The sequence below is a fragment of the Mesorhizobium sp. 1M-11 genome (assembly GCF_001303895.1).
Classification (GTDB): Bacteria; Pseudomonadota; Alphaproteobacteria; order Rhizobiales; family Rhizobiaceae; genus Mesorhizobium.
Genome location: NZ_LJSD01000051.1, coordinates 316,744 through 330,130, shown reverse-complemented (window position 1 = coordinate 330,130; position 13,387 = coordinate 316,744). Strand labels below are relative to the sequence as shown.

Annotated in this window: 7 protein-coding genes; 2 read left to right on the top strand and 5 right to left on the bottom strand. The window is 64.3% G+C overall.

What is annotated here, in order from left to right; translation table 11 throughout:
- Positions 1–27: 27 nt before the first annotated feature.
- From AO692_RS22360 to AO692_RS22355, 3 genes are read right to left on the bottom strand one after another with little or no spacing between them, the layout of a single operon-like run.
- Positions 28–1,575 carry a trimethylamine methyltransferase family protein gene (locus tag AO692_RS22360; RefSeq protein ID WP_054312243.1) on the bottom strand — a complete coding sequence of 516 codons (1,548 nt, stop codon included), beginning with the start codon at positions 1,573–1,575 and terminating at the stop codon, positions 28–30.
- Positions 1,572–1,739, bottom strand: a complete 168-nt coding sequence (locus AO692_RS33205; RefSeq protein ID WP_161808113.1) for a hypothetical protein — start codon at positions 1,737–1,739, stop codon at positions 1,572–1,574. The genes AO692_RS22360 and AO692_RS33205 overlap by 4 nt, the downstream gene beginning before the upstream one ends.
- Positions 1,740–1,744: 5 nt before the next feature.
- Entirely contained in the window at positions 1,745–4,159 is a 2,415-nt protein-coding gene (locus tag AO692_RS22355; RefSeq protein ID WP_054312432.1) for an FAD-dependent oxidoreductase, read from the bottom strand.
- A 109-nt stretch (positions 4,160–4,268) separates the two neighbouring features.
- Between AO692_RS22355 and AO692_RS22350 the strand changes: the two genes are divergently transcribed.
- A complete protein-coding gene (locus tag AO692_RS22350) occupies positions 4,269–4,931 on the top strand; it encodes a TetR/AcrR family transcriptional regulator (protein ID WP_054312242.1) in 663 nt (220 codons plus the stop codon).
- Between the two features lie 68 nt (positions 4,932–4,999).
- On the opposite strand, the gene AO692_RS22345 is transcribed toward AO692_RS22350, so the two are convergent.
- Both AO692_RS22345 and AO692_RS22340 read right to left on the bottom strand, forming a co-directional pair.
- Positions 5,000–5,218 carry a hypothetical protein gene (locus tag AO692_RS22345; RefSeq protein WP_054312241.1) on the bottom strand — a complete coding sequence of 73 codons (219 nt, stop codon included), beginning with the start codon at positions 5,216–5,218 and terminating at the stop codon, positions 5,000–5,002.
- Between the two features lie 526 nt (positions 5,219–5,744).
- Complete coding sequence (locus tag AO692_RS22340; protein ID WP_082407495.1) at positions 5,745–12,035, bottom strand: autotransporter domain-containing protein; 6,291 nt, start codon at positions 12,033–12,035, stop codon at positions 5,745–5,747.
- A gap of 304 nt (positions 12,036–12,339) precedes the next feature.
- Here AO692_RS22340 and AO692_RS22335 point away from each other — a divergent pair, with 304 nt between their 5' ends.
- The gene (locus AO692_RS22335; RefSeq protein ID WP_054312239.1) at positions 12,340–13,359 is read left to right on the top strand and encodes a helix-turn-helix domain-containing protein; all 1,020 of its coding nucleotides are present in this window, start codon (positions 12,340–12,342) and stop codon (positions 13,357–13,359) included.
- Positions 13,360–13,387 lie beyond the last annotated feature (28 nt).

Below are 13,387 nucleotides of genomic sequence, written 5' to 3'. Positions count from 1 at the left end.
CTTATGATTTGTTTTGCTGGCCCATCATCATGAAACGGGCTCCGCGCCGCCTTGCTCCGTTCGGCGCGCAATGAACGCGTCGAGAATCTCGCTGCAGGCGACCGCTGATGCCGGCGCCTCGAATTCGGCGAGCCTGCGTTTCCAGATGTCGTTGGCGCGCTCGGTCGCGGTGCGCGAGCCGGCTTCGCTCCACGAGCCGAAATTGGAAAGGTCGGCGACCAGTGGCTCGTAGAAAGCCGTGCGATAGCGCGCCATGGTGTGCTGCGCGGCGAAGAAATGCCCACCCGGCTGCACCTCGGCGATCGCGTCGAAGCCGATCGCATCCGCATCGCCTGGCACGGCGGTGCACAGTTCGGCGATGGTCTGAAGCGCCTCGATGTCGGTGATCAGCTTTTCGAAGGAAACGCTCAGGCCTCCTTCCAGCCAGCCGGCGGCGTGGATGCACACGGTCGCCCCCGCAAGCACGGTGCCCCACAGCGAGAACTGTGTCTCATGCGCGGCCTGCACGTCGGAGATGTTGGCGGCGCTGCCGCCGCCGGAGCGCCAGGGCAGGCCGGTGAACCGCGCCAGCTGGCCGGCGCCGAGCGTCGCCTTGACATGTTCCGGCGTACCGAAGGCAGGCGCACCGGACTTCATGTCGACATTGGAGGAGAAGCTGCCATAGACCACCGGCGCGCCTGCGCGACTGATCTGTGCCAGCGCCAGGCCGGCCAACGCCTCGGCATGCTGCAGCGTCAGTGCTCCGGCAACCGTGATCGGCGCCATGGCGCCGGCAAGGCAGAAGGGCGTGATGATCGACACCTGGCCGGCGCGCGCGAAGTCGATGATGCCCTGCGCCATCGGGATGTCGAGCTGGCGCGGCGAGTTGCTGTTGATGACGGTGTAGCAGTGCACGTCCGACAGGAAGGCATCGTCCGAAAGGCCGCGTGCCAGGCGAAGCATCTCGAAACTGTCCTCGACCTGCGGCGTGCCGCGCGCATAGACGAAGGGCAGTTTGTCCGAGAGCGTCAACTGCGCCCGGTTGACCGCATAGTGGCGAAACCGGTTCTCGACATCCTGAGCCTCGACGAACGGACCGATCATGTGCAGCACATCGAAGCTCTGCACGATGCGCACGAGATTCTCGAAATCGGCAAGGTTGCCGGGGCGGCGGCCCCGCTCGATATCGGTCACGTTGGGTGCGCCGGAACCAGCCAGGAAAGAGAGCGCGCCGAGCTCCAGCACAAGATCCCTGGAACGGTCGCCGGCAAGGGCGTGGATCGATCGCGGCGCGGAGGCAAGCGCTGCCGTGACGATGTCGCGGCCGATGCGCACCATCTGGGTGTCTTCGTCGACGATGGCGCCGGCGGCCCGGTAAAGCTCGCGCGCTTCCGCCAGCAGCACTTTGATGCCGAGTTCTTCCAGGACGCGGAGCGCGGTGTCGTGGATCGCCGCGACCTGGTCGTCGGAAAACACCGGCTGCGGCAGGAAAGGGTTGCGCAGCGTGCGGTAGTCGGGCTTGCGGTGTCCCGCCGCTTCGCCACCCCTGGCGCGGCGCCTTTCGCGGCGGCTTTCCCTGGCGACTTCATCGATCATTTTGCTTTCTCCCCGAACGTGACCCCGAAAAGTTGCAGACTTTTTGGATCAAGATCATGTTCCAAAACTTCGAGCGTGATGCCCAAAAGTCGCAGACTTTTCAGACGAAGATCGTGCGGTAAAACGAAGGGATAGAGCAGAATTTCGACCATCTTGATCGCCATCGCTCCTATGCCCGCATCGCCAGCCCGCCCGGATCGTAGGGCGAAGCCGCAATGACACGCACCGGGCGCTCGATGCCGACGATATGCGCCGAGAGCGCGGTGCCTTCCGTGGCGAAATCCCTGTCGAGCAGCGCCATGGCGAGGCTCTTGCCCAAGGTGTGGCCGTAGCCGCCGGAGGTGATGAAGCCGACCTTGCGGCCCGCGTGCCAGACAGGCTCGAAACCGCTGGCGTCGGCGTCGATGGCATCGACCTCGAGCGTGACCAGGATGCTGTGCGCGCCGCCGCGGTCGCGCTCCGCAAGCGCTGCCTGCCTGCCGATGAAATCGCCCTTGTCGAAGGCGATCCAGCGGTCGAGGCCTGTCATGCCGGCGGTATAGCCCTGCGCGAATTCGCGCGACCAGATGCCGAAGCTTTTTTCCAGCCGCAGCGAATTCAGCGCGTAGTAGCCGACCTCGACGAGGCCCGCTTCCCGCCCGGCCGACAGCAGCGTCTGGCGCAGCGTCGCATGTTCGGTCGCCGCGCAATTGATCTCGAAGCCCAGTTCGCCAGCGATCGACAGGCGGGCCACATCAGCCCGCACGAGGCCGATATCCAGCGCCCCGCAGGCCATGAACGGCAAGGCCTTGGCTGAGATGTCCCGATGCGTGGCAAGGCCAAGGATGTCGCGCGCCTTCGGGCCGGTGAGCAGGAAGCCGCCCGTCGCATCGGAAATGTCGGCGATGGCGACGTCGGGCGACGAATGGTCCTCGAACCAGCGCAGGTGGAATTCGCGCAGATAGTAGGAGCCCATCAGCCAGTAGCGGCCGTCGCCCCAGTTGAAGCAGGTGAGGTCGCCTTTCAGCCGGCCGTCATGGCCGAGCATCGGCGCCAGCCGTGCCTGGCCGGGCTTGGGCAGCCTGGCTGCGAGCAGCCTGTCCAGCCAGGCGGCGGCACCCGCTCCGGTGATCTCGTAGCGCGAAAAGCCCGACGTATCGACGAGCCCGGCTGTCCGGCGCACCGCGCGTGCCTCCGCACCGACGAGATCGAAGGCGTTCGACCGCTTCAGCGTCGGCGTCTCTTCGAACCCCGCCGGGGCGAAATAGACCGGCAGTTCCAGCCCCCAGGAGGCTGTCCACTGGCATCCGGCCTCGCTCATCTCGCGATAGGCGCCGGGGCGCCGCAAGGGGCGCCCGGCCGGCAGGCGTTCATTCGGGAAGGTCATGACGAAGCGGCGGGAGTAGAACTGGCGCGTCGTCTGCTTGAGATATTCGCGGTTGGCTGCAAAGGCGCCGTAGCGGGCGATGTCCATGCCGAACACGTCGGCCTGCGGCTCGCCCTCGATCATCCACTCCGCCAGCGACTTGCCGACACCGCCGCCCTGGCTGAAACCGGCCATCACGCCGCAGGCGACCCAATAGTTCTTCAAGCCGCGCACCGGCCCGATGATCGGATTGCCGTCAGGCGTGAAGGTGAAGGCACCGTTGACCCATTTGCGGATGCCGGCGGTCTGCAGGCACGGGAACCGCTCATAGGCCTTGGCGAGTTCCGGCGCGATGCGATCGACATCCTCGGGGATCAGCTCGATGCCGTAGTCCCATGGCGCGCCGTCCATGTTCCAGTGGCGGGCGTCCTGTTCATAGACGCCGATCAGCACACCCTTGCGCTCCTGCCTGAGATAGGAGAATCCGTCGAGGTCGACCGCGATGCCGATCTCACGGTCGAGCGCCGTGATTTCCGGGATGTCCTCGGTGATGAGGTAGTGATGCTCCATCGGCGTCACCGGCAGGTCGACGCCGGCCATCAGGCCGAGCTGCTTGGCCCACAGGCCGCCGGCATTGACGACGTGGTCGGCAACGATGGTGCCTTTCTCGGTGACGACGTTCCAGCTGCCATCCGGCCGTGGCGACAGCTGGATCACCCGGTTGCGCAGGATGACATCGGCACCGCGCTTGCGCGCCGCACCGGCATAGGCGTGGGTGGTGCCGTAAGGGTCGAGATGGCCTTCGTTGGAATCATGGAGGCCGCCCAGCACGCCGGTGGTGTCGACGATCGGGCAGAGCGCCTTGATCTCCTCGGGCGTCACCAGCCGGGCCGTCTCGATGCCGACCGACTGGAACACCGCCCAGGCCGATTTCAGCCATTCCCAGCGGCTGGGATCGGAGGCGATGTTGACGCCGCCGGTCATGTGCAGGCCGACATCCTGGCCGGATTCGGCCTCGATCTCGCGATAGAGGCCGATCGTGTAGTCCTGCAATGCCGCGACATTGGGATCGGCGTTGAGCGCATGGAAACCGGCGGCGGCATGCCAGGTCGAGCCGGCGGTCAGTTCGGCGCGTTCGACCAGCGCGACATCGCTCCAGCCATACCGTGTCAGGTGATAGAGCACGGAGGCGCCGACAACGCCGCCTCCGATCACGACAGCGCGGTAATGCGACTTCATCGAACCTCCCATGATGGTCTCCATCATCATTGGACATGTGTGTACATTGATTGTACATATATGTCTAGTACTGCTTGCCGAGACGGTCGCGCTGTGTCATTCGTCAGCCATGATCAAGATGGCTCCGCAGGAAGAACCGGCCTCCGGCAACGTCAAGGTGACGCGTTGGGACTGGATCAACCTGGCCCTGGAAGTTCTGGTGACCGATGGGGTGGAGAGCGTTCGCATCCTGCCGCTCGGTGAGAGGCTCGGCGTATCGCGGTCGAGCTTCTATCACTATTTCGACAGCCGGCAGGACCTGCTCGACCGGCTGCTGGACCATTGGCGCGACACCAACACCAAGGCGATCGTGGAGCGGGCGAGCCGCCCCTCCGAAACCATTGTGCGCGGTGTCATGAATGTCTTCGAATGCTGGGCCGACGAGCGCCTGTTCGACCCGCGCTTCGATTTCGCTGTGCGTGAATGGGCGCGCCGGTCGCCCGAGGTGCGCCGCATCATCGACGCGGCCGACGAGCAGAGGCTCGGCGCGATCCGCGACATGTACCGGCGCCATGGCTACAGCGACGAGGATGCTTTCATCCGCGCGCGTGTGCTCTATTACATGCAGATCGGGTATTACGTGCTGGACCTCAAGGAACCGCTCGAAGCCCGTCTCAGCCACCTGGCCGCCTATTTGCGCAGCTTCACCGGCCTGGAGCCGACCGAAGCCGATGTCGCCCATTTTTCGGCCTTTGTCGGGAGGTCGGTGAAACGAGGCGGCACGGCGGGTTAGCGCAATTCCAGCAGAAGTGCGCAGCTTTTTGCATCCGGAATTGCGTAGAAACAGAGAGTTGGAGCGGCTCAGCTTCCGGCACTGAAGGGTGTTGCGCCGATCGCGGCGTTGAGCAGCCTGGCCACGCGCCAGGGTTTTTCAGCGAGGGTTATGCGCGTGCGAACGGACGGATCGCCCGTCAGTTGCTCGACCTGCGCCTTGCCGTCGAACTGACGGATTTCCACGACCTTGGCCGGATCCAATTCGACGACGGTGCCGTCCGCTGCTTTCAGCTGCACGCGCGACATTGAGCAGAAATCCTCGTTTGGAAGCGGATATGCTAGCCCACCCGCCTTTGACCGGGAAGCAAACCGTCATGGTGAGTTGCCGGAAAGATGGAAAAATCATCCGGAGAAAGGACCATCGTGGGCATGGGAATCCACGCCCTTGCGGAATGCGAGCATCGGAGCGGGCGATCCCGTTCCAGCACCGTTCCGGAATGGATCCCCGACACTCCCCACTCCCTGCGGTCGTTCGCGAGGTCGAGGGTGACGAAGTTTCGATGCCTGCGCAAATGCCGAAAGCCGACATTTCCACCCGCGTCGGCGATTAGCCGAAGCGCCCCTCACAACCGTCATCCTCGACCTCGAAAGGAGCGAAGCGACTGGAGAGTGTCGGGGATCCACTCCGGAACGGTGGAGATTCGACGCGGTCCAGAACCGGCTTCAAGTCGATGTGACAGGCCGGCTTCGAGGGTGAGGTCGATTCCATCCCGGAACGCTGGAGAACGAACCGGCGCGGATTCCGTCAACGGCCTTTCTTCGCGCTCATCACTCAGAACTTCACGCTCAGATCCGCGCGCACACCATGATCGCTCGCCCCTGAGCCGACCTGGCCGTGATAGGAAACGCCAAGCGTGGCGGCCGGTGCGATGACGAAGTCGAGCCCGGCTTCGAGCACGGCGGCATCCCTGGCGATGGGCGCGCCCGCAATCGAGAAGGCGCTGGAGCCGGTGAAGGCCTGGCTCACCGTTGGCGTCACATCACCGAAGCCATGACGCCAGCCGATCATGCCGCGTGCGGTTGCTTTTGCTGAGCCAAGTTCGAAATCGGTCGAAGCGCGGACGCCAAGCGTTGTGAAGGTGATGTCGTTGGAGCCGCCATGGACGGTCAGCGCCGAAATGCCGCCCTGCTCGGTGAAGCCGTTGGTGTGGACATTGACATAGGCCAGGTTGGCGAAGGGCTCGAAGGCAAGATTGCCGGCTTTCATGCCATAGCCGAGTTCGCCGAACACCTGCGTGGTGCCGGCGCGGTGGTCGCCGGTCAGGCTGTCGGTGAAGCCGGGGAAGGTGACTTGCCGGCTCGAGTCGATCTGGCTCCATGTGTAGGCAAGTCCGGAGCGCAGCGCGAGGGCGCCCCACTGCGTGCAGCCATAGATGCCGAGATGGTAATTGTCGGTGGAGGCAGACGACCTTCTGTCATCGACCTCGAGCGAGGAATGGCTGTAGCCGGCGAGGAAACCGAGGCGGACGTCATCGGTGATGAGACCGTCGACACCGGTGACGAACCCGCCGATGGAACGGGAAAGCTTGGCGGCATTGCCGTCGCTGCCGAAATGCCCCCACGAACCGAACACCGAGCCCCAGGCGCCATAGTGCTCGGCAGCCACCGGACCCGTGGTCATATCCTTCGCATCCTCGCCATAACCCATCAGCGGCAATGGCTCCGCACCGACCGTTTCGAAGGCGGAACGAAGGCGGTCGTTCATCGCTTCGCGCACGAAGCGGCTGTCTTCGAGCATGCCTGTCACCGTCGAGGCGTTGATCTCGCCCGACAGGCCGTCGAAGGCGGCGCGGGCTTCGTCGGCGGAAAGCACAAGCAGCTTGTTGTAGAGTTCCAGCGGCGTGCCGCTCTGCGCAAGTGTGTCGAGCGCGCCAGCCGTCCGCTTCTGGTTGTAGGTGTCGGCGACCTTGACGAACCCGGTTCCCTTGAGCGCGATCTTCAGGTCGACCGCGTTGGCGCTTTGGGCAAGCGTCGCATCGAGGAAAGCCGAGCGCGACAGCACTGACGGATCGAAGCTGCCGGTGACACCGCCGGCCGCCGTCAGGATCGTGTAGGTCTGGCCGTCCTGGTAGCTGGTCTGCGGGTCCAGCGCTGTCACGCCGACCTTGCCGCCGCCCAGCGTCGCCTTGCCGGTGGCGGCGATGCGGTCGCTGGTGCCGCTGCCGGCGATCTCGACCTCATAGGTCGAACCGGCAGCCAGCGACACGTCGCCCGCCACGTTCAGCGTGCCGATCGAATTGCCCGGCGCGACAATGGCCCCGTTCTCCGCCACGAGCGCGCCCACCGTGCCGATGCCGCCAAGCACCGCCCCCGATTTCAAGGTCACCGTGCTCGCCAGGCTCGCACCTGGGTGGGAACTGTCGCCGACGACCAGCTTGCCGCCATCGACCGTGGTCGCGCCCGTATAGGTGCTGGCCCCGTTCAGCACGAGCGTGCCGCTGCCCTGCTTCGCCAGCGTGCCGGTGCCTGCGATGTCGGCGTCCAGCGTGGCCGCGTCGGTGAAGTTGGCGCGGATCAGCCCGTCATTGGCGATGGACGGTGCAACCAGGGAACCCGACAGGTTCCCATCGCCGATGGCGAGCAGCGAGCCCTGGTCGATCATGACCGGTTCCGAGGCAACCACGGAGCCGCCATCCGCAACGATCAATTGGCCGGGCAGGGGTCCGCAAGCGCAAGGCGGCAGGCCGACAATCAGCGTCTTGGTCGTCAGTTTCGACCCCGCGCCGGTCACCATGACCATCGAAGGATCGAGGCCGGTGGAGGCAGTCTCTGCGGCGATGACCGTGGTGTCTCCGACATTGACGACACCGCCGGCTGCCACCGTCAGTTTGCCGGTTCCGCCGCCGAGCATGTTGCCGACGCCGAGGAAGGTCGAGACATTCCACGTGGACCCTTGTCCCGTCACGGCGGCGCTCGCAGCCTCGAACGGATTTTCGATGAGTGCCCCGAACAGGCTGTCGACCACGCCGCCGTTCTGGATCGTCAGCGTGGCAGCCGTCGCCATGGTGCCGACGAAGGTTAGTTGCGAAACCTTTGCGTTCGTGTCTTTTCCGTCGACGAGCATCGCACCGCCGACCAGCAGATTGTCGGTGGTCAGTTTCGCACCGGCAAGCATGTTGAGTGCACCTGCGGCCTCGACACCCGTTCCCCCGGCCGCATTGAAAGACGCGTTCGGGCCGAGCAGGGTGAGCGCCGCGTCGGGGCTGATGAAGAGGTCGCCGCCGATGTCGCTGACGCCGCGCAGCGTCAGGGTGCCCTGGTCGAGTTCCAGCGATCCCGCGCCTGTGATCTGTCCGCTGAAATCGCTGGCGACGGGACCGTTGGCGCCGATGGACAGAACCGTGGTGTCGTCCGCGGTGCCGATATTGACCACGCCGCCGCCCGACGAACCGTCGAGAAGGCCTTTGATGTCGGTCTCGACGCCGTCATCGATGTCGAGCGTGCCGCCCACGTTCACGACTGCCACCGAATTGGCCGAAAACGCGGTGTTCGTCCCCGCCGTCAATGTGCCGGCGTTGACGATCGTGTCACCGCTGTAGTCGTTGCTGCCCGTCAGCGTGACGGTTCCCGTTCCGGCCTGCGTCAGCCCGCCGGTGCCGGTGATGTCGTTCGCGAAGGCGAAGCTGTCACTGCGGTCGAAGGCCAGCATGCCGTCATTGAGTACCCTGCCGGTGCCGATCGATCCCGTATTGCTGCCGTCTCCCAGTTGCAGGGTGCCACCCTGGATGGACGTCGTGCCGGTATAGGTGTTGGCTCCCGTCAGGATCAGCTTGCCGTTGCCGGCCTTGATGAAGTCCGTGGCCGTCGGCCCGTCGGTCAGGACGGAACCGACGAAGGCCGTGACGCCGCCATCGACCGCGATCGTGCCCGCCGAACCCGATGCCGGGTCGAAGGCCAGGCTGCCGCCGGTCAGGTGATAGCCGTCGGTCACGAACTGCAGCGTGTCGAAATTCTGCGTGCCCGCGACGGTGACCGTACCGGCGCTGCCGGCGAATATGCCGACCGACTGCATCCAGGGCAGGTTGACCGCGCCGTTCACATCTGTCCAGTTGAAGGCGGCGCCATCCCATGTGCCGCTGCCGCCATCGACGAAGTTGGGCGTCGCATTGCCGCCGTCCCAGAACTGCATGGTCTGTCCGGCGCCGAGCGCGGTCAGGTAGACTTGGCCGGGAACATCGAGGCCGACGGTGTGGCTCGCTACCGTGAAATTGGTCGAAGTCACCGTCTCGGTGTCGAACGTTCTGCCTGGCGTCAGCGTTCCTCCATATTCGAAGAGCCGGTAGTAGCCGGCGGAGGCCACGTCCGCCTTCAGCTCGCCCCCGAGCGTCAGGTTGCCGCCGACCTTGACGAGGTCGTTGGATGTATTGCCGATGACGTTCGGCGTGCCGAGCTCGAATGTCGACGTCGAGCCGGTGTCGAGCGTCAGGTCCCCGGCGATGGTCAGCGTGCCGGGGCTGGCGCCGGGCGCGAGCGTGCCGTTGTTCTGCACCGTTACGCTGCCGTGGATGGTTCCATTGCCCTGCAGCGTGCCGTTGCTGGCAACGGTGACGTTGGCAGTGTTGCCGCCGGTGTCGCCGAACGCGCCATTGATGCGCAGGGTACCCTGGCCGACGATCGCTGTGCCGAGGAACTGATTGCCGACGGAATTCGAGCCGTCGAGGATCAGCGTGCCCGTGCCGTTCTTGACGAAGCCGCTGCTGCCGATGCCGGAGATGATGCCGGAATAGGTCTTTGCCGTGTTGTTGGTCGTCGTCAGCGCCTGGCCGTTCAGAACGATCGCGCCGCTGCCTTCCAGCGACCCGATTATTTCAGAATCGGAAAGTTCCAGCTGTCCGGACGCGCCGATTATCACCGCGCCGGTATCGGCAATGGCTGAGCCGTTTCTGAGCTCCAGCACGCCGTTACCGATCGTTGTCGTGCCCTGGTAGCTGTTCGCGCCTGTCAGCGTCAGCCGCCCGGCGCCGCTTGCGCTCTTTAGAAGTCCGCCCGCGCCTGACAATGTGCCGCCCAACGTCAAGTCGTCACTGTTGAGGACGTTCAACCCGGTACCAAGAAAGCTGAAATTGTTCCCGATCGTCAGATCCGCAGCCCCGGTGAACAACGTGGCCAGTGCATTGACCGTCACGTTGCCAAGGCCGAATGCGTTGTTGCTGCCGACAGACACGCCCGCGCCATTGAGTGTCGTCCCGCCGGCGTAGAGATTGTTGCCGAACAGCGCCACCGAACTGAGGCTGGCGTTGTTGATCGCCACGCCGCCCGGGCCGGTGATCTGGCTGTCCAGTCGCAGGTCGCCGCCGGTCCCCGCACCGACGCCCGAAGTCAGCGTCAGTGTCTGGCCGGGATTGAGGATGCTGATTTTGTTGGCGAGTGCGACCGACACATTGTTCGCGTTCGACAGCGACGCGTTGCCGCTCACCGTGACATTGCCGGATCCAAGCGCTGTATTGCTGCCGGCCGCGAGCCCGCCCTGCGCCAGCGTCGTGCCGCCGGTATAAAAGTTATTTCCAGTCAGCGTGAACACACCCGCGCCCGTCTTGGCGAGCTTGCCGGGGCCGACGCCGGCATTCAGAATGACGCCCGAGTAGGTCGTTGAGCTGTCATCGCCGCCAACGCTCAAGGTGTTGCCGTCGTACAACCATACATTGGTTGCGGCGGCGCCCTTCAGGGAACCGATCGTTTCGCTTCCGGAGACAAGGAGCTGTCCTCCATTCAAGCTGACAGCGCTTGTGTCGCCGATGGCGGAGTTTACCGGTCCCCCTGAGAAGCTCAGTTGCAGGCTGCCGGCATTGACAGTCACCGACCCGGTGAATGTGTTGACGCTGTTGAGCGCCAGGGTGCCGCTGCCGTCCTTGATAAGCGCGCCCGCCCCGGTATTGAGACCGCTGTCGAAAACGACGACGCCGGCGCCTCCCACCGTCAGCGTCTGGCCTGCGCCGCCAATCGTGCCAGTGATGGACAGGTTTCCGGAATCCGAATTGATCCGCGCGCCTGGGCCCAGCATGATAAGACCGCTGTAGCTATTGTTTCCGGAAATATTTCGCAGCGCGCCGCCGTTCGCCACGCCCGATCCGTTGGGCGCCAACACGTTGGTGACCGTCAGGCCGGTTCCCTGCAATTCAAGCGCGCCGCCGGCAAAGACGGTGACCCCGCCGTTGCCGAGCGCCGAGCCGTGCTGAACGTTGATCGTGCCCTGATTGATCGTCGTGGCGCCGGTGTAGGTGTTAGCGTTCGTCAGCGTCAGTTTGCCGCCGCCGGTTTTTGTCAGCGATCCCGTGCCTGAGATCACGCCAGCATAGACGGTGTTGACTTGGTCGCTCATCACGAGCGTGTTGGCGCCGAGATTGATCGTGCTGGCCGAACTCCCGCTCGTGATCGAACCGACGGTGATGCTGCCGCTGTGAGAGGAAATATCCAGTGCGCCATCGCCATCGAAGACCAATGTCGCAGTTGCCCCGGTCGAGTTGTCTGCGAAGGACGTGATGGCGCCGGCCTTCGTGATGATGAGCGCGCTGCCGGCACTTGCCGCGCCGAAAAAGCGGAGCCTATTTTCATTGTTGATGGTGGCGGAACCGGCAGAGCTGCTGGTCTGGAATTCCACGATGCCGCCCGGCAGGACATTGATCGTCGCCGTCTGCGCCGAGCCGCCATAGAAATGCATGCTTCCGGTGGAGATGTTGAACGTGGCGGTGGACCCGGCCTCGATATCCACGCCCGAATGGATGCCGAAGATATTGACGCTACCGCTCTTGTTGAATGTGTAGGCCGTTGCCCCCTGAACGCTGATCGTACCGATATCGAAATTGCTGCCATGGTCGAGCGTAACGGTCGTGTTGGCTCCACCCGCCAGTCCAAATGTGGCGGTCGATCCGGTACCTTCTGCCGGCACGTTGCCGATCCAATTGGCGCCCGAGCTGTAGTTGGTATTTCCGGCTAATCCGTTCCATGTCGCATCCGCCGCCATCGCAGCTGACGCCATCAGCGCCATCACGCCGGCGAGCGCGGTTCCGCAGAGCAGGGCGCAGCGCTGGCCCGGCCTGCGGTCGATAGTACCCAACCCTGTCATATGCCCCCCGGCGGATTGTGCATGCCCGGCCAGCCGTGAACGCACGAAACGCGACAATCCTTATATTAGAAAATACATTGCTCCCGCTGTCCGGGCAACTGGGCCGTGGTCGCCAATTTTGGGTTTGCACCAGGGGCAACGGATTGCGATGCATCCGTCCCCAAAAACCAGCCAACGCCACTAGGAGCGCGATCATCCCACCGGTTTTGTTGCCAAACCTGGCTAACAATCCTAGTCTGACTCAGCCGAGGCTTGACACCAGATCGAACGCAATGACCGGGCACCAAACCGTGGACAATCGTTGATGGACGATCGGACCGAGTTCGATTTCGTCAACAACCAGTTTGTCGGTGGCCAGGTGCATGCCGACGCCGAGGCGAAAATCGACGTCGGTTCGGTCAGCCGTATTGGTTCGCGCCTCGCGGCATGGCGCGACTATCTCAATGCCTATTATTACCCGCTCGATCTTTCCACGCCCGCCAGCCTGTTCGAAGTCGGGCGGCTCACCGTGCAGGATGTGGCTTCCATCCGGATCGGGGTTCTGCACAGCGACCCGATGACGGTGGAGAGGCATCCCACCCATATCGGCCGTTATGGCGAGGATTTCTTCATGATGCCGATGCCTGGATCGGCCAGCCTGCAGCTTGTCCAGCGCGGGCGCGAATGCGAGGTCCGGCCGGGCGATCTTGCCTTCATCGGCACCGGCGATCCTTATGTCTACAAGCAGCCGACCCGCAATTCCGTCGCGGCCATCCGGCTGCCCGCCGACATGGTGCGGGCGCGCATTCCCTGGATCGACGACATGACGGCGCTGCAATGCCCGAAGGAACAGCCGCTGGTCAGCCTGTTCCAGGATTTCCTCAGGTCGGTCGTGCGCAACAGCACGACGCTGTCCGATCCACAGGCCGGCTTCCTGCGCAGCTCTCTATTCGATCTCCTCGCGCTCGCGCTGACCGTACCCGGAACGGTCGCGTCCGACGAGACGTCGGTCCGCTTCGCTCACCGCCAGCGCATTCTGCGGTTCATCGAGGAACATGTCTGCGATCCTGGCCTGACCAGCGCCACCATCGCCCGCGACCTCGGCCTGTCGCCGCGCTACATCCAGAAGATCTTCGCCGCGAGAGGCGAGACCTTGACCGAGGTCATTCGCCGCCGCCGTGTCGCGGAGGCGCAGCGGATGCTCAGCAGCGGCAATTTCGCCAGGCGCTCGATCGAGGAGATTTCCTACTCGGCGGGTTTCCTGGACGCGGCCTATTTCAGCCGCGTCTTTCGTCAGGAAACCGGCATGTCGCCTGGCGAATACCGCAGGCTTCACGCCAGATAGCGGGCCATCCTGTTCGAAAGCAGGGCGA

What these genes read in the sequence shown, in the direction of transcription:
- AO692_RS22360 (WP_054312243.1), bottom strand. Translation starts at nt 1,575, where the DNA reads ATGATCGATGAAGTCGCCAGGGAAAGCCGCCGCGAAAGGCGCCGCGCC.
- AO692_RS33205 (WP_161808113.1), bottom strand. Translation starts at nt 1,739, where the DNA reads ATGGCGATCAAGATGGTCGAAATTCTGCTCTATCCCTTCGTTTTACCG.
- AO692_RS22355 (WP_054312432.1), bottom strand. Translation starts at nt 4,159, where the DNA reads ATGAAGTCGCATTACCGCGCTGTCGTGATCGGAGGCGGCGTTGTCGGC.
- AO692_RS22350 (WP_054312242.1), top strand. Translation starts at nt 4,269, where the DNA reads ATGATCAAGATGGCTCCGCAGGAAGAACCGGCCTCCGGCAACGTCAAG.
- AO692_RS22345 (WP_054312241.1), bottom strand. Translation starts at nt 5,218, where the DNA reads ATGTCGCGCGTGCAGCTGAAAGCAGCGGACGGCACCGTCGTCGAATTG.
- AO692_RS22340 (WP_082407495.1), bottom strand. Translation starts at nt 12,035, where the DNA reads ATGACAGGGTTGGGTACTATCGACCGCAGGCCGGGCCAGCGCTGCGCC.
- AO692_RS22335 (WP_054312239.1), top strand. Translation starts at nt 12,340, where the DNA reads ATGGACGATCGGACCGAGTTCGATTTCGTCAACAACCAGTTTGTCGGT.